This window comes from Nocardia sp. NPDC049149, from assembly GCF_043197455.1.
Taxonomy (GTDB): Bacteria; Actinomycetota; Actinomycetes; order Mycobacteriales; family Mycobacteriaceae; genus Nocardia.
Map to the genome: position 1 here is coordinate 954971 of NZ_JBICTD010000001.1, position 16807 is coordinate 971777.

The following is a 16807-nucleotide window of genomic DNA, read 5'->3' on the forward strand; positions in this document are numbered from 1 at the left end:
AGGTGCGGACACGAACAGGGCCCCCGATCCGAAGACCAGAGGCCCTATCCAACCACTACCCGTCAGGGTGACGAAATGCGCCGGGCCCGAGGGTTGTCCGGGCGACGCACTCATTCACTCAGGACGGAACAACCACGACGTGCCGGTTCGGCTCGACGCCCTCGCTCTCGCTGCTGACGCCATCGATCACCGCGACCGCGTCGTGCACGATCTTGCGCTCGAACGGCGTCATTGGAGCCAGCGACTCCGGTGCCCCCGTCTCGAGCACCCGCTGCGCGGCGGCGGTACCGAGCGCGCTCAGATCTTCCCGGCGCTTGGCCCGCCAGCCGGCCACGTCCAGCATCAGCCTGCTGCGCACGCCGGTCGCCTGCTGCACGGCCAGGCGGGTCAGTTCTTGTAGGGCGTCGAGCGTTTCGCCGTTGCGGCCCACCAGCTTTGACAGATCGCGGCCACCGTCGATGCTCACGATGGCCCGGTCGCCTTCGACGTCGAGGTCGATATCACCGTCGAAGTCGAGCACGTCGAGCAACTGCTCCAGGTAGTCGCCTGCGATCTCGCCCTCTTCGATCAGGGCTTCTTCGGCATCGTTCACGACATCGTCGGCGTCCGTTCCGGCGTTCACCATCGTCGTCGCCACTGTGGCGTCCCCTCCGTCGGTCTCAACTGTCATTTGATTTCCTTCATCTGCTCATCGCGCTCGCCGGGCGCTCGCCGCCGGACGGTGCGCGATCAAGGGGTTGCTCAGCGTGGTGGCCTGCCGACCACCGAAATGCGATCAGCGACGGCGCTTTTGGTTCGCCCTGCCCCGGTTCGGCCGCCTCTGGCCACCCGGCCTGCGCTGACCGGTGGCCTTGGTCGGCGTCTTGCCGGTGCCGTTCGTCGACGGCGGTGCGTCGACCCCGTCGGCCGCCTCCTCGGCGTCCACGGCGTCGTCCGCGCTGGGCGCTGCCTTCTTCCTCGTGTTGACCGGCTTGACGCCAGGCTTCGGCGCGTTCTGCGCACGCTGCTCCAGCTTGGCCTGCTTCTTCTCTTCTTCTTCCTTCTCCATGCGACCGAAGACGAGGTGCTGCTGCCCGTAGGTCCAGATGTTGTTGGAGACCCAGTAGAGAAGGATGGCGATCGGCAGGAAGGGACCACCGACGAGCACGCCGAGCGGGAAGACCCACAGCGCAAGCTTGTTCATCATCGCGGCCTGCGGGTTGGCGGCCGCCTCCGGCGTCTGCCTGGCGACCGAGGCGCGCGCGTTGAAGTGGGTGGCCAGGCCGGCGATGACCATCAGTGGGATCGCGATGATCGCGATGGTGACCTTGGTCGGCACCCCGCCGTAGTCGGCGAACGCCTGCAGCTCGCTGGCCGGGCTGGTGATGAAAGCGGAGATCGGTGCGCCGAAGATGCGGGCGCTCAGGAACGACTGCACATCGGCCGCGCTGAAGACATAGTTCGGCGTGTGTGCGTTGTCGTAGGCCGACATGCCGAGCTGCCCGATCCCATGACCGGTCCGGTTGAACGAACGCAGCACATGGAACAGGCCGAGGAACACCGGCACCTGGGCCAGGATCGGCAGACAGCCCATCAGCGGGTTGAAGCCGTGGTCCTTCTGCAGCTTCTGCATCTCGACCGCCATCTTCTGGCGATCGTTCTTGTACTTCTTCTGCAGTTCCTTGATCTGCGGCTGCAGTTCCTGCATCTGCTTGGTGGTGCGCACCTGCTTCACGAACGGCTTGTAGAGCAGTACGCGCAAGGTGAAGACGAGGAACACCACGGCAAGTGCCCAGGTAAGGCCGTTGTCGGGGCCGAACGCGAACCCGAAGACCCGATGCCAGAACCATAAGATCCAGGAAACCGGGTAATAAATGAAGTCGAGCACGGCTCTATGCACTCCCGTCGTTCGTATCGCCGATCACCGCGTGCGGTGATCCTTTCCAAGCCTTCGGTTCCGACACCGGCTCGGCCTGCAGGCTGGTTTCCTGCGGCGCCGGATCGGTGGCTGCCACGGTCCCTGGCGCGGTGCGAACGGTGCTTCGCTTCCGCTCCGGAACCGGGTCCCACCCACCAGGGTGCCAGGGTGCACATTTGGCCAGTCGAACGGCTGCCAATCCGAGCCCGACGAACAGTCCGCGCGTCCGCAATGCGGTGACGGCGTACTCGCTACAAGTCGGGGTGAAACGGCACACCGGCATGCGGGTGGGGGAGACGTAGGTCCGATACAACTCGATCAGAAATATCAGTGCGTTCGCCGGTAGCCGGCCGATCTTCGACGCGCTCATGCGGGACCGACCCCGAGTTTGCGCACCGCACCCCGCAGCTGGCGCAGCAGCTCCGCCGAGGAGGCGTTGGCCGCGCCGGGCAGCGCGCGGATGACGATGTCGGTCTCCGCGGGCAGCTCGGGAATCACCTGGCCGCACATATGACGCAGGCGGCGGGCCACACGGTGTCGAATCACCGCGTTGCCCACCGCCTTGCTGACGATCAGCCCGAAGCGTGGCCCGCCTACGCGGACCAGCTCAGCGGCCGGATCGTCAGGTTGTCCTTGCACGTCCACGACTCCGTCATACCCGTGTTTCAGCACGTGTACGACGAGATCTCGCCTCCCGATTCGCTGGCCGCGGCGCACCGTCCGGGAGAAGTCGGCACGATGATGCAACCGATACGGCTCAGGCAACACCCGAGCGTCCGCGAGCGAGGATCAGGCAGTGAGTTCGGCGCGGCCCTTGCGGCGACGCGCCGAGACGATGGCGCGACCCGCACGGGTGCGCATCCGGAGGCGGAAGCCGTGGACGCGCGCCCGACGACGGTTGTTCGGCTGGAACGTCCGCTTGCCCTTGGCCACGGTCAACACTCCTCGAGTCAGTGGGCACCAGTCGGTACCCGAAGCTTTTTCGGTGATACAGGTATTCGCGATGAATCGCAGGTCTGGTCATCATCGGCGCGTCGGTCTTGGCGCACAGTCGGCCGATAACGACCTACACGCGGTCAGCACAAGACCGCCACCGCACCAAAGGGTGACTGTACGAGGGTACTGATCGGCTCGGAGCGGGTCAAACTCGCCCCACCCCAGCTGGTTCGGACGCGCGACCAGGGCGAACGGGTGCCGACCGGTCAGACCCTGTGAGTATTTCCGTGAGTTCGTCCACACCCCTAGCCACGCCCGGGCGTAACACCAACCCGCTTTGCTCGAGGATTGCTACAGAACCCCTGGTCAGCGCCCTGCCGAGCCGCGGCGTAGCGGCATTTCACAGTTACACAGGGTTCTCCACATCTGTGGATAATTGTGTGGAAAGACCCCTGGAGTGGCATATTCGTAGGGCCGACGGTGCCAACGCCGCCGCCCGGACTGGGGATCTGGGCAGCGTCCGAACCGGTTACGGACGTACGCAGGATCACGGTACCGACCCGAGCATGGTCGTCGCCACAATTCCCCGCGTGCCCCGGCCGTCTGCTCCTATCGACCTACTTCCGGGGAGGAAACTGCATGGACGACGAGCAGAACGTGTTGGCCACGGTGTGGCCCGAGGTAGTCGCCGAGCTGACCACCGGGTCGTCGGACGGAGCCATTCCGCCGGTCACCCGCGCACAGCAGGCCTGGCTGAAACTGGTCAAGCCGCTGACGGTCGCGCAGGGGTTCGCCCTGCTCTCGGTGCCTTCCTCGTTGGCTCAGGAGGCCATTGAACGCGATCTGCGCGAGCCGATCCTGCGGTCGCTGGCCCGGCGACTCGGCCCCCAGGTGGAGGGACTCGGCGTGCGCATTGCCGCGCCGACGGTCCAGCCCACCGAGCGGGCGGGCAACAACCCCCGGCACGCCAGGATGACAAGCCGACCGGAGCGCTCGCGCGACAACGGACCGAGGGACAACGGTCCCCGTGACAACGGACCCAGGGACAACGGGCGCAACCAACCCGGCTACCCCGGCAACGAGTACCCGACGCACGACGACTATCCGGCGCCGCGCTACGCGCAATCGAACGACTACGCCCAGCCCAACGATTACGCGCCGGCCGCGGAGTACAACGGCGGCGGCGACTACGCCGACAACGACTACGCACCGGATTACTCATCGGCGGGCGAGTACGACCGCCAGGACTACACCAACGGCGACTACGCCGACCGCGACGACTACCCGGTGCCTGCCGAAGTACCGACGGGCCGACGCGACCAAGCCCCGCCCCAACGCCGCGAACAGGAGATGCCTTCCCGGCGCGAGTCGATCCCGCCCGGGCAGGAGTCGTTGTTCACCCCCGACCCCGGTCCGGCCACCATGCGCGGTCCGGTCCGGACGCCGGTGCGCGAGGCGGCGTCGGCCGAGGACCCCGCGCACGATTCGGTCCGCGACACCGACGGTCAGCAACGCAACGACGAACCCGTGGTCAACGTCCGCAACACCTGGCCGACCTACTTCACCAAATCGCAGGAAACCGCGGCGCCCGCGAACTCCTCGGCCAGCCTGAACGCGAAGTACACCTTCGAAACGTTCGTCATCGGCGCGTCCAACCGCTTCGCGCACGCCGCCGCGGTCGCCATCGCGGAGGCGCCCGCCCGTGCTTACAACCCGCTGTTCGTTTGGGGCGCTTCGGGTTTGGGCAAGACGCACCTACTACACGCCGCCGGGCACTACGCCCAGCGGCTGTTTCCCGGCATGCGGGTGAAGTACGTCTCGACCGAAGAGTTCACCAACGACTTCATCAACAGCCTGCGCGACGACCGCAAGGTGGCGTTCAAACGCCGCTACCGGGAGACCGACATCCTGCTGGTCGACGACATCCAGTTCATCGAGGGCAAGGAAGGTATCCAGGAGGAGTTCTTCCATACCTTCAATACCCTGCACAACGCCAACAAACAGATCGTCGTCTCCTCCGACCGCCCGCCCAAGCAGCTGGCGACGCTGGAGGAACGGCTGCGGACCAGGTTCGAGTGGGGCCTGATCACCGATGTGCAGCCGCCGGAGCTGGAGACGCGCATCGCGATCCTGCGCAAGAAGGCCAGGATGGACCGGCTCGATGTGCCGCACGACGTGATGGAACTGATCGCAACGCGGGTCGAACGCAACATCCGCGAGCTGGAGGGCGCGCTCATCCGGGTGACCGCGTTCGCGTCGTTGAACGGCCAGCCGCTCGACCTGCCGCTGGCCGAGGTGGTGCTGCGTGACCTGATGCCGGACACCGCGGCGCTGGAGATCAACGCGGCGACGATCATGGCCGTCACCGCCGAGTACTTCAACACCACGCTCGAGGAGCTGACCGGGCCGGGCAAGGCGCGGCCGCTGGCGCAGGCCCGCCAGATCGCGATGTATCTGTGCCGCGAGCTGACCGACCTGTCGCTGCCGAAGATCGGCCAGGCGTTCGGCCGTGACCACACGACGGTGATGTACGCGGAGAAGAAGGTCCGCAAGGAGATGACCGAGCGGCGCCGGGTCTACGACCAGGTGCAAGAACTGACAGCCCGGATCAAGCAGCGCTCGCGCTAGTTCTCCCCACCCTGCTCCCAAAGTTCTACTAACACCCTCGCACCGCCCCTGACCTGGGGCGGTGCTTTTTTATGGCCTGTGGATTCCTCGAGGAATCCTTGTGGAGTCCTCGAGGAATCCACCGGTTTGTGCACCGATCGGCTAACAGGTGTGGGGATGGACCGTCCGCCGTCCGCTAACAGGACTTCATCCACACTTTCCCCAGGCAATCTTGCGCACAGGCAGTGACCAGCCAAGGAGGCACTCGAGGGGGTGTGGAATCCTCGAGGAGTCCATGTGGAGTCCTCGAGGATTCCTCGAGCTGTCCACGACCTGGTTCACATGTGTGAACAACCGGGTGAATTCGGTGGAACAACTCGAGGAGCGCTCGAGGATGAATATGGGACAACTCGTGAACTCCACAGACGCCTCGCGTTCATCCTCGAGACACTCGGCGGTCATCCCCACGGCAACATGGCCCCGGACCAGCGGATACGGCCGCAGTCCACAGATTCCACAGTGCCTACTACTACTTCAGTTCTTCTTCTAGAAGAACTCTCTTTGAAACAGGGTGTGTGGAAAGTCGGTCGAAGACGTCTCGCCGCGAACCGCTCTCGTCCCCAGGCAAGGAGAAGCGATCGGATCCGGATCGAGAGTCGTGCCCTTCAGTCGATCCGCACTGCCCTCGCGTTACCCGGACGAAGCGATGTCACGCATGCGGTCTCCTTGCCGGTTCGAATCAGCACCGATGCGCGACGGCAGCATCCGCCCACACCGGAACCACCGGACGAGAACCGCCGGAGGGTCGGGCTAGGCCGTTGGCCCGCACGCGGGTACGGTTTGGTGTCGGTCGCCTGTGCCACACTTTCGATGGCGGCCGATCCACACCCTTCGCGAATCGATGTTGACGAGCCGAGAGGCTTTGGAGGACGAATGTCCGGCCACCGCACAACAGCTCACGGAACTGGGAGAGGACAGATCGGGCGATGGAGCTTGCAAGCATGAAGTTTCGGGTCGCCCGAGAGGACTTCGCGGAATCCGTTGCCTGGGTGGCTCGTAGCCTCCCGTCCCGGCCTCCGGTCCCGGTGCTCGGCGGTGTGCTGCTCGTTGCCGACGAGGGCGGGCTCACCGTCTCCGGCTTCGACTACGAGGTGTCCGCGCAGATGCGGGTGGCGGCCGAGGTCGCAGGGCCCGGTGAGGTTCTCGTCTCCGGCAGGCTGCTCGCCGACATCACCAAGGCGCTGTCGAACAAGCCGGTGGACGTGTCCGTCGACGGCACGCGCGTGCTGATCGCCTGTGGCAGCGCGAAATTCTCCCTGCCGACCATGCCGGTCGAGGACTATCCCCAGCTTCCCGAGGTGCCCCAGCCGACCGGTGAGCTCGCCGTCGACGTGTTCGCGAACGCGGTCGGTCAGGTCGCCGTCGCAGCGGGCCGAGACGACACGCTGCCGATGCTCACCGGCATCCGGGTCGAGATCGAGGGTTCGAAGGTGGTGCTCGCGGCCACCGACCGATTCCGGCTCGCGGTGCGCCACATCGAGTGGAAGCCGACCAACGCCGATATCGAGACCGCGGTGCTCATTCCGGCCCGAACGCTGTCCGAATCCGCCAAGACCCTTGGCGCCTCCGATGCCCCGGTGCAGCTGTCGCTCGGCAGCGGCGGCGGGTCGGACGGTCTGCTCGGCATCGTGAACGCGGGCCGCCGGACCACCACCCGGCTGCTCGACGCCGAATTCCCCAAGTTCCGCCAGCTGCTGCCGAAGGAACACACCTCGATCGCCACCCTCCAGGTGTCGGTGCTCACCGAGGCCATCAAGCGCGTCGCGCTGGTCGCCGAGCGTGGCGCCCAGGTGCGGCTGGAGTTCTCCACCGAGGGCCTGCAGCTGTCCGCGGGCGGTGACGACGCCGGCCGCGCCGAGGAATGGCTCGAGGCCGACTTCCGCGGCGAATCGCTGACCATCGCGTTCAACCCCGGCTATCTGATCGACGGACTGTCCGCGCTGCACGCCGAGCGGGTCACCTTCGGGTTCACCACCCCCAGTCGTCCCGCCGTGCTGCTCCCTGCCGCCGAGGAAGAGCCGCAGGCGCTCGACTCGGGTGCGTTCGCGGCGCTGGACAGCCCGTACATCTACCTGCTGATGCCGGTCCGGCTCCCGGGCTGAGCACCTGTGCATGATCGCGATCCGGGTTCGGCCAGCGCCTCGGTTGCTGCGAAACCGGTAGCAACGCCGTGGTTTTCGACGCGGTCGGCACCGGTCATCCACAGGACATCCACATCCTGTGGTCAAGGAATGGTTGTGCGGCGCCCTGGGATCGGTGCGGATGCGGTGTGCGAGGCACGCGGCGGTTCGGTGCGCGGCACCGCAGCACCTGCAGCGGCGTGGCCTGCAGATATGTCGCCACAGCTCGTTCCGAAGACGTCATGGTTCGCGCAGGCAGGGGCCAGGTAGCGGATGTTCATCAGGGCACTTTCGCTGCGTGACTTCCGTTCCTGGGAGCACGCGGAGCTCGAATTATCCCCAGGCCGAACGGTCTTCTTGGGATCGAACGGCAACGGCAAGACGAACCTGCTCGAGGCGATCGGCTACCTCGCCACCCTCGGTTCCCATCGTGTCGCCGCCGACGCCCCGTTGATCAGGATGGGCGCCGACAAGGCTCGCATCGGCGCCTCGGTGGTCAACACCGGCCGTGAGCTGCGGATCGACGTCGAGCTGAACCAGGGCACCGCGAACCGAGCCCAGATCAACCGTTCGCCGGCCCGCCGCACCCGCGAGATCCTCGGCATCCTGCAGACCGTGCTGTTCGCGCCGGAAGATCTCGCCCTGGTGCGCGGCGACCCCGGCGAGCGCCGCCGCTTCATGGACGAGTTGTGCACAGCCCGCCTGCCACGGCTCGCCGCGGTGCGCAGCGATTACGACCGCGTCCTTCGCCAGCGCTCCGCGCTGTTGAAATCCGCTGGGCGCCAAGCCAGATCGAAGGCGGACCTGGGCACCCTCGACGTGTGGGACGGTCATCTGGCCACGCACGCCTCGGTGCTGCTGACGTACCGACTGCGGTTGGTGCACGACCTGTACCCGTATCTGGCCCAGTCCTACGCCGCCATCGCCCCCGAATCACGGCCCGCCACAATCGGTTACCGCAGCGCGAGCCTGCCGCCCGAATTCCTCGATCCGGCAAGGGAACCCGAGCCGGACGACACCGAGGCGCTGGAGGCGATCATGCTGCGCGAGCTCGCCGCGGCCAGGCCGAAGGAGCTGGAACGCGGCGTGTGCCTGGTCGGCCCGCATCGCGACGAGCTCGACCTGAACCTCGGTGAGGCACCGGCCAAGGGTTTCGCGAGCCACGGCGAGTCGTGGTCTTTCGCCTTGGCACTGCGCCTCGCCGCGTTCGAGCTGTTGCGCGCGACAGGGTCCGAGCCGGTGCTGTTGCTCGACGACGTGTTTGCCGAACTCGACCGCCGCAGGCGCACCGCCCTCGCCGCTGTCGCTGCCGGGGCGGAACAGGTGCTGATCACCGCGGCGGTGCCGGAGGACGTACCCGCCGAGCTCGCCGCCGCTCCGCTGCGGGTGGAAACCAGCGGCGGACCGGACGGCCGGACCTCACGGATCGTCGAACCGGCCACGCCACCGGCGTGACGCCCCTTTCGCAGTCTGGCGAAAGCAGCTAGACGTATGCACAGAAAAGCATGGTTATCAACAGGTCCTGTGGAGAACTCGGCCGCGCCGGAGGGCATCGGTTTTCGTCGGTGCCCTGTCGTACAGTGACGTCTGGCCGCGCACTACGAGAGGAGCCTGGTGACCGAACAACAGCCACCGGCCGAACCGGCAGGACCGGAGCCGGAGTTGCGCGGTATCGATCTGGCCAGGCGTGCGCTGGAAGAGGCCCGCGCCGCGGCTAAGGCGAGCGGAAAGTCCGTCGGCCAGGGGCGATCTTCGCCACAGCGCAGACTGCGGACCGGCGCGCGTCGCCGCACTGGCTGGTCGGGTGCAGGCCCCGATCAACGTGATCCGCAGTCGCTGTCGGCGCTGACCGGCTCGATCGCGAAGAGTCGCGGCTGGTCGACCAAGGTCGCCGAGGGCATGGTGTTCGGCCGCTGGGCCGGTGTGGTCGGCGAGGACATCGCCGCGCATGCCACCCCGCTCACCCTGAAAGACAACGTGCTGAGCATCGCGGCCGAATCCACCGCCTGGGCAACCCAATTGCGCATGTTGCAGAGCCAGATCCTGGCGAAGATCACGGCCGCGGTCGGCCCGGGAGTGGTGAACTCACTGAAGATCACCGGTCCTGCCGCACCGAGTTGGCGCAAGGGCGAGCGCCACATCAGGGGCCGCGGTCCACGCGATACGTACGGATAGGGAGCCGAGCGTTCCACGTGAAACGCTCGACGGTATCGCTCGATGCGGCAAGCGTTTTCGCCGGCGCGAGAGCGGACTGCCTTCGTCCCCAACGGCTGTGCCTCGCTCAACAAGGCATCCACAGGTGCTCGGTAACCCCGCCCACCGGCGCGAATCGAGAAGCAACCTGCCTGCTCACCTCGCCTCAGGCAACCCACCGGCAACGCGCCGAGCTCGGTAAAATCGAGACATACCGCCGACGAACCGTAGGGCAACCGGAACGGCACCCGATGCCTACCGTCCGAATCCTCCCAGAGCGGATCCAAAGTCCCGAAGGGCGGAACAGACTCGCCGCAATCCGATTTCTCGCATTCACGGAGCCGTCAGGGGTGTCGTAGGTGCGTTGTAGGTTGGCTGTACCAGTAGGATGGTGACGTAACTAGCGGCGATCACCTTCGGCGCGTTCCGTACCGCCCGCGCGGCCCCGTATTTTTCGAGCAGACCTGACCAGGGACCAACGCGTGCTGTACGACCCCTGCGCCGGGGATCAGCAAGTAAGGAGAGCTACCGACCAGTGGCTGCCAACGACTCCAACGCATCGGGCTCGACCAACGCTACCTCGGGCAAGCAGGACTACGGTGCCTCGTCCATCACCGTCCTCGAGGGACTCGAGGCCGTCCGCAAGCGCCCAGGCATGTACATCGGTTCCACCGGTGAGCGCGGCCTGCATCACTTGATCTGGGAAGTCGTCGACAACTCCGTCGACGAGGCGATGGCGGGCTACGCGTCCAAGGTCGAGGTCACGCTCCTCGCCGACGGCGGCGTGGAGGTGGTCGACGACGGCCGCGGTATCCCGGTGGCCATGCACGCGCAGGGCGTCCCGACCATCGAGGTCGTCATGACGCAGCTGCACGCGGGCGGCAAGTTCGACTCGGACTCCTACGCGGTGTCCGGTGGTCTGCACGGAGTCGGCATCTCCGTGGTCAACGCGCTGTCCTCCCGGCTGGAGGCGGAGATCGACCGCGACGGCTTCCACTGGAGCCAGGCGTACAAGGACTCGATCCCTGGCAAGCTGGTCCAGGGCGACGCGTCGAAGAAGACCGGAACCACCATCCGCTTCTGGGCGGATCCGGAGATCTTCGAGACGACCACCTACAACTTCGAGACGGTCGCGCGCAGGCTGCAGGAGATGGCGTTCCTGAACAAGGGCCTCACCATCACCCTCACCGACGAGCGGGTCACCGACGCGGAGATCACCGACGACGTGGTGAGCGAGACCGCCGACGCGCCGAAGCACGCGGAGTCCGAGGGGGCGGCCGCGCCGGTCGAGCACAAGGTGAAGACCCGCACCTACCACTACCCGGGTGGTCTGGAGGACTTCGTCCGCCACATCAACCGCACCAAGCAGCCGATCCACAACTCCGTCGTCGGGTTCACCGGCAAGGGCACCGGGCACGAGCTCGAGGTCGCCATGCAGTGGAACTCCGGCTACTCGGAGTCGGTGCACACCTTCGCCAACACCATCAACACCCACGAGGGTGGCACCCACGAAGAGGGCTTCCGTGCGGCGCTGACCACGGTGGTCAACAAGTACGCCAAGGATAAGAAGCTGCTCAAGGAGAAGGACGGCAACCTCACCGGTGACGACATCCGTGAGGGTCTCGCCGCGATCGTCAGCGTGAAGGTGTCCGAGCCGCAGTTCGAGGGCCAGACCAAGACCAAGCTGGGCAACACCGAGGTCAAGTCCTTCGTGCAGAAGGCGTGCAACGAGCACCTGCAGCACTGGTTCGAGGCCAATCCGGCCGACGCGAAGACCATCGTGAACAAGGCGGTGTCCTCGGCGCAGGCCCGCGTGGCCGCGCGTAAGGCGCGAGAGTTGGTGCGCCGCAAGTCCGCCACCGACCTCGGCGGGCTGCCGGGCAAGCTGGCCGATTGCCGCTCCAAGGATCCGAGCAAGTCCGAGATCTACATCGTGGAGGGCGACTCCGCCGGTGGCTCGGCCAAATCCGGCCGTGACTCGATGTACCAGGCGATCCTGCCGCTGCGCGGAAAGATCATCAATGTCGAGAAGGCGCGGATCGACCGCGTGCTGAAGAACAACGAAGTCCAGTCGATCATCACCGCCTTCGGCACCGGCATCCACGACGAGTTCGACATCGCCAAGCTGCGCTATCACAAGATCGTGCTGATGGCCGACGCCGACGTCGACGGCCAGCACATCGCGACGCTGCTGTTGACGCTGCTGTTCCGTTTCATGCGCCCGCTGGTCGAGCAGGGCCACGTGTACTTGGCGCAGCCGCCGTTGTACAAGCTCAAGTGGCAGCGCTCCGACCCCGAGTTCGCCTACTCCGACCGGGAACGCGACGGCCTGATGGAAGCCGGCCTCGCCGCGGGCAAGAAGATCAACAAGGACGACGGCGTGCAGCGCTACAAGGGCCTCGGTGAGATGAACGCCAAGGAGCTGTGGGAGACCACCATGGACCCGTCGGTGCGCGTGCTCAAACTGGTCACCTTGGACGACGCGGCCGCGGCCGACGAGTTGTTCAGCGTGCTGATGGGTGAGGACGTGGAGGCTCGCCGCAGCTTTATCACCCGTAATGCCAAGGACGTTCGCTTCCTCGACGTATAGCCGGTGCGTTTGCTCACCGGGCACATGCCCGAGCAGAACCGCAACCGCACTGCCCGCTAAGGAGACTTCATGACCGACACGACGCTGCCTCCGTACGGAGGCACCGGCGGCGACCGGATCGACCCGGTCGACATCCAGCAGGAAATGCAGAACAGCTACATCGATTACGCGATGAGCGTGATTGTCGGCCGCGCGCTGCCCGAGGTGCGCGACGGCCTCAAGCCGGTGCACCGGCGCGTGCTGTATGCGATGTACGACAACGGGTATCGCCCCGATCGCGGCTATGTGAAGTCCGCGCGCCCGGTCGCCGAGACCATGGGTAACTACCACCCGCACGGCGACACCTCGATCTACGACACCCTCGTCCGGATGGCACAGCCGTGGTCGCTGCGCTACCCGCTGGTCGACGGCCAGGGCAACTTCGGTTCCCGCGGCAACGACGGCGCGGCCGCTATGCGCTACACCGAGTGCAGGCTCACGCCGCTCGCGATGGAGATGCTGCGCGAAATCGACCACGAGACGGTCGATTTCATCCCGAACTACGACGGTCGCTCGCAGGAGCCGACCGTGCTGCCGAGCCGGGTGCCCGCGCTGCTGATGAACGGCAGCAACGGCATCGCGGTCGGCATGGCGACCAACATCCCGCCGCACAACCTGAACGAGTTGGCCGAGGCGATCTACTGGGCGCTGGACAACTACGACGCCGACGAAGAGTCGACGCTGGCCGCCTGTATGGAGCGGGTGAAGGGGCCGGACTTCCCGACCTACGGCCTCATCGTCGGTGGTCAGGGCATTCACGACGCCTACACCACCGGCCGCGGCTCGGTCCGCATGCGCGGTGTCGTCGAGATCGAGGAAGACAACAAGGGCCGAACCACCCTGGTCATCACCGAGTTGCCGTACCAGGTCAACACCGACAACTTCATCAACTCGATCGCCGAGCAGGTGCGCGACGGCAAGATCGCCGGCATCTCCGACATCCACGACGAGTCCTCGGACCGCGCGGGCATGCGGATCGTCGTCACCGTCAAGCGGGACGCGGTCGCCAAGGTCGTGCTGAACAACCTGTACAAGCACACCCAGCTGCAGACCAGCTTCGGCTGCAACATGCTGTCGATCGTCGACGGCGTGCCGCGCACGCTGCGGCTCGACCAGATGATCCGGTACTACGTCAAGCACCAGTTGGACGTCATCGTCCGACGGACCAAGTACTTGCTGCGCAAGGCCGAGGAGCGGGCCCACATCCTGCGCGGCCTGGTCAAGGCGTTGGACGCGCTCGACGAGGTGATCGCCCTGATCCGGCGTTCGGCCAACACCGACACCGCGCGCACCGGCCTGATGCAGATGTTGGATATCGACGAGATCCAGGCCACCGCGATCCTCGATATGCAGCTGCGCCGCCTCTCGGCGTTGGAGCGGCAGAAGATCGTCGACGAGTTGGCCAAGATCGAACTCGAAATCGCCGACTTGAAGGACATCCTCGCCAAGCCGGAGCGCCAGCGTGCCATCGTGCGCGACGAGCTGGCCGAGATCGTCGAGAAGTACGGCGACGAGCGCCGCACCAGGATCATCGCCGCCGATGGCGACGTGGCCGACGAGGACCTGATCGCCCGCGAGGACGTGGTCGTCACCATCACCGAGACCGGCTACGCCAAGCGCACCAAGACCGACCTCTACCGCAGCCAGAAGCGCGGCGGCAAGGGCGTGCAGGGTGCAGGCCTCAAGCAGGACGACCTGGTCAGGCACTTCTTCATCTCGTCGACCCACGACTGGCTGCTGTTCTTCACCAACAAGGGCCGGGTCTACCGCGCCAAGGCATACGAGCTGCCCGAGGCCAACCGCACCGCGCGCGGCCAGCACGTGGCGAACCTGCTCGCCTTCCAGCCGGACGAGAAGATCGCCCAGATCATCCAGATCAAAAACTACGAAGTCGCCCCATATCTGGTGCTCGCCACCAAGAATGGCCTGGTGAAAAAATCGAAGCTGTCCGACTTCGATTCCAACCGCAGTGGCGGCATCGTCGCGGTGAACCTGCGCGACGAAGACGAACTGGTCGGGGCGGTGCTCTGCTCCGCAGAAGACGACCTGCTGCTCGTCTCGGCGCTCGGTCAGTCGATCCGGTTCTCCGCCACCGACGAGGCATTGCGCCCGATGGGCCGCGCCACCTCCGGCGTGCAGGGCATGCGCTTCAACGCCTCGGATGAACTCTTGAGTTTGAACGTTGTGCGCCCGGATACATATCTGCTGGTAGCCACAGCAGGCGGCTACGCTAAGCGAACCGCGATCGAGGAGTACACGGCGCAGGGTCGAGGCGGTAAAGGTGTATTGACCGTCCAATACGACCCCAAGCGTGGCACCCTTGTCGGTGCGCTCATCGTCGAGGACGAAGATGAGTTGTACGCGATCACGTCCGGTGGTGGTGTCATCCGGACAGTGGCGAAGCAGGTTCGCAAGGCTGGACGACAGACCAAGGGCGTGCGATTGATGAACCTCGGCGAGGGCGATACGTTGCTTGCTATCGCGCGCAATGCCGACGAGCCTGATCCCGATCTGCTCACCGGCGACGAAGGCGACACCGGTTCCTCTGAGTAGTAACCCAACAGCGGCGGCAACGAACGGATCTAAGGATTCCCATTGACCACTCCGAATCAGCCGAATGACGAGCGGCACCAGACGAACGGCGTGACCGAACGGATCGCACCGTCACCGATTCCGCCGCGGCCGATCCCTCGGCCGGTTGCCTCGGCAGAGAACGGCCAGCCGGGCGGCGGGCAGCCACATGGCGGCCAGCCGAACGGCGGCCACCCGGGTGGCGATCGGTCCGGTCAGCAAGGCCAGCAGGGTGGCGACCGATCCGGCCAAGGCGGCCAGCCTGCGGGCGGCCCGCCGGGGCAGCCGCACGAAATGCAAGGCAAGCAAGGCGATTTCGCGGGGAAACAGGGTGGGCAGAACCAGGCGCCCGGGCCCGAATTCGATCAGGAGACGGTCCGGATGAACAACAGCGATTCCGGAGCCGCCGATTCCGGTGGCAACGGTGGCGGCCAGCCGCAATCCCAAGACGGCTGGTCGCAGCTCCCGCAACGGGAGCCGCAGTCCAACCTGTACCGGCCAGGCCAGGCGCCGGTCACCGGACGCCCCAGCGGCTCCGGTGGCGGCGGCCTCGGCGGTGGCGTCACCAACGCGCGCACCACCGCGGACCTCGCGGCCAAGGCGGCCCGCAAAGAAGCGGCGATGGTGAAGTCCGTCGGCATCGACGGACCAACCCGCAGCATCGCGCGGCCCGAACTGATCAAAGACATGCCCGACCTGTCGGACATTCGTCACCCGCTGCCGCCATCCATCGAATCCACCGGCCCGCAGACACCGATCTCGCCCGCGGTGCCGGTCGCGGTCGCGGCATCCGTCGCCACCGGCGAACCGTTGCGGGCCACCGTGCAGATCCGGCGGATCGACCCCTGGTCCACCCTGAAGATCTCGCTGGTCATCAGCGTCGCCATGTTCTTCGTCTGGATGCTCGCCGTCGGCCTGCTCTACATCGTGCTCGAAGGCATGGGCGTGTGGGAACGGTTGAACAATACGTTCACCGACATGGTGTCCCAAGACAGCGGGTCGGTCGGACTCGTCGACGCAGGCACCGTCTTCGGCTACGCAGGCGTCATCGGGCTGATCAACGTGGTGCTGTTCACCGCGCTCGGCACCGTCGGCACCTTCATCTACAACCAGTGCTGTGATCTGGTCGGCGGCATCCAAGTGACGCTCGCCGATCCCGACTAGACAGCTGGATCCAGACGGCCGGTATCGACTCCACCGAGAGACGATGCCGGCCGTTTCGGTTATCTGGACGGCGTTTGCTCCTCCGGCCCTCTACCAGCCGTTTTGGAGGTAGTGCGCCCGGTCGGGTAATCTCTAGCCTCGGCTCAGGTGCTTCGGTGCAAGAGTCGCACGGGCCTATAGCTCAGGCGGTTAGAGCGCTTCGCTGATAACGAAGAGGTCGGAGGTTCAAGTCCTCCTAGGCCCACTCCCGAACACGACAGTAGGGTGGGAACCATGAAGTTTCTTATCACGGTAGGCGCCGTGGTCGCGGTTCTCATCGGTATCTCCAAGCTGCGCCAGCGCAACGACGCGGACCTGTGGCACGAGGTCACCACCCGCTGAACTCGGGGCCTTAGCTCAATTGGCAGAGCACTGCCTTTGCAAGGCAGGGGTTAGGGGTTCGATTCCCCTAGGCTCCACTCGATAAGAGGCCCATGCCCATAAGGGTATGGGCCTTTTCTCGTTTCGCGTGTTTTGTGGGGGCGCAGCCCCCACGCCCCGCCCGGCGGGGCTTCGCCCCCCGGTCCCCCTGTTGGTGGTTGCGTTTTCTTGGATGTGGTCTTCCAAAATGGGCCGTATACGGCGTTGACC

13 protein-coding genes and 2 tRNA genes are annotated in these 16807 nt (G+C 65.9%); 10 read left to right on the plus strand and 5 right to left on the minus strand.

From position 1 onward, the window contains the following. Nucleotides 1-118: 118 nt before the first annotated feature. The 5 genes from ACGFNJ_RS04500 to rpmH form a co-directional block, all read right to left on the minus strand. Nucleotides 119-625 (minus strand): protein jag, encoded by a 507-nt coding sequence (locus tag ACGFNJ_RS04500; protein ID WP_245746217.1) that lies wholly within the window; start codon nt 623-625, stop codon nt 119-121. Nucleotides 626-775: 150 nt separating this feature from the next. Continuing rightward, nucleotides 776-1867, minus strand: coding sequence for a membrane protein insertase YidC (yidC, locus tag ACGFNJ_RS04505; RefSeq protein ID WP_393443253.1), 1092 nt, complete (start codon nt 1865-1867; stop codon nt 776-778). A 4-nt stretch (nt 1868-1871) separates the two neighbouring features. Then, nucleotides 1872-2267, minus strand: coding sequence for a membrane protein insertion efficiency factor YidD (gene yidD / locus ACGFNJ_RS04510; RefSeq protein ID WP_393443255.1), 396 nt, complete (start codon nt 2265-2267; stop codon nt 1872-1874). Beyond that, nucleotides 2264-2665 (minus strand): ribonuclease P protein component, encoded by a 402-nt coding sequence (rnpA, locus tag ACGFNJ_RS04515; RefSeq protein ID WP_393443257.1) that lies wholly within the window; start codon nt 2663-2665, stop codon nt 2264-2266. Before rnpA ends, yidD begins: the two co-directional genes overlap by 4 nt. A gap of 21 nt (nt 2666-2686) precedes the next feature. Then, nucleotides 2687-2830, minus strand: coding sequence for a 50S ribosomal protein L34 (gene rpmH / locus ACGFNJ_RS04520; protein ID WP_005516618.1), 144 nt, complete (start codon nt 2828-2830; stop codon nt 2687-2689). A 642-nt stretch (nt 2831-3472) separates the two neighbouring features. Between rpmH and dnaA the strand changes: the two genes are divergently transcribed. From dnaA to ACGFNJ_RS04570, 10 genes are all read left to right on the plus strand, one after another. Then, on the plus strand, nt 3473-5461 hold the full coding sequence (gene dnaA, locus ACGFNJ_RS04525; RefSeq protein WP_393443260.1) for a chromosomal replication initiator protein DnaA: 1989 nt from the start codon (nt 3473-3475) through the stop codon (nt 5459-5461). A gap of 965 nt (nt 5462-6426) precedes the next feature. Continuing rightward, nucleotides 6427-7602, plus strand: coding sequence for a DNA polymerase III subunit beta (dnaN, locus tag ACGFNJ_RS04530; RefSeq protein ID WP_393443262.1), 1176 nt, complete (start codon nt 6427-6429; stop codon nt 7600-7602). Between the two features lie 291 nt (nt 7603-7893). Continuing rightward, nucleotides 7894-9075: a DNA replication/repair protein RecF gene (gene recF, locus ACGFNJ_RS04535; RefSeq protein ID WP_393443264.1), complete on the plus strand. Its 1182-nt coding sequence runs from the start codon at nt 7894-7896 to the stop codon at nt 9073-9075. A gap of 156 nt (nt 9076-9231) precedes the next feature. Beyond that, entirely contained in the window at nt 9232-9795 is a 564-nt protein-coding gene (locus ACGFNJ_RS04540) for a DUF721 family protein (protein ID WP_393443774.1), read from the plus strand. Nucleotides 9796-10348: 553 nt separating this feature from the next. Beyond that, nucleotides 10349-12403, plus strand: coding sequence for a DNA topoisomerase (ATP-hydrolyzing) subunit B (gene gyrB / locus ACGFNJ_RS04545; protein ID WP_393443266.1), 2055 nt, complete (start codon nt 10349-10351; stop codon nt 12401-12403). A gap of 69 nt (nt 12404-12472) precedes the next feature. Beyond that, entirely contained in the window at nt 12473-14995 is a 2523-nt protein-coding gene (gene gyrA / locus ACGFNJ_RS04550) for a DNA gyrase subunit A (protein ID WP_393443268.1), read from the plus strand. Nucleotides 14996-15037: 42 nt separating this feature from the next. Further along, on the plus strand, nt 15038-16177 hold the full coding sequence (locus tag ACGFNJ_RS04555; protein ID WP_393443270.1) for a DUF3566 domain-containing protein: 1140 nt from the start codon (nt 15038-15040) through the stop codon (nt 16175-16177). A 170-nt stretch (nt 16178-16347) separates the two neighbouring features. Continuing rightward, nucleotides 16348-16421, plus strand: a tRNA-Ile gene (locus ACGFNJ_RS04560). A gap of 29 nt (nt 16422-16450) precedes the next feature. After that, the gene (locus ACGFNJ_RS04565) at nt 16451-16558 is read left to right on the plus strand and encodes a DLW-39 family protein (RefSeq protein ID WP_218023389.1); all 108 of its coding nucleotides are present in this window, start codon (nt 16451-16453) and stop codon (nt 16556-16558) included. Nucleotides 16559-16562: 4 nt separating this feature from the next. Further along, nucleotides 16563-16635 (plus strand) — tRNA-Ala (locus ACGFNJ_RS04570). Nucleotides 16636-16807 lie beyond the last annotated feature (172 nt).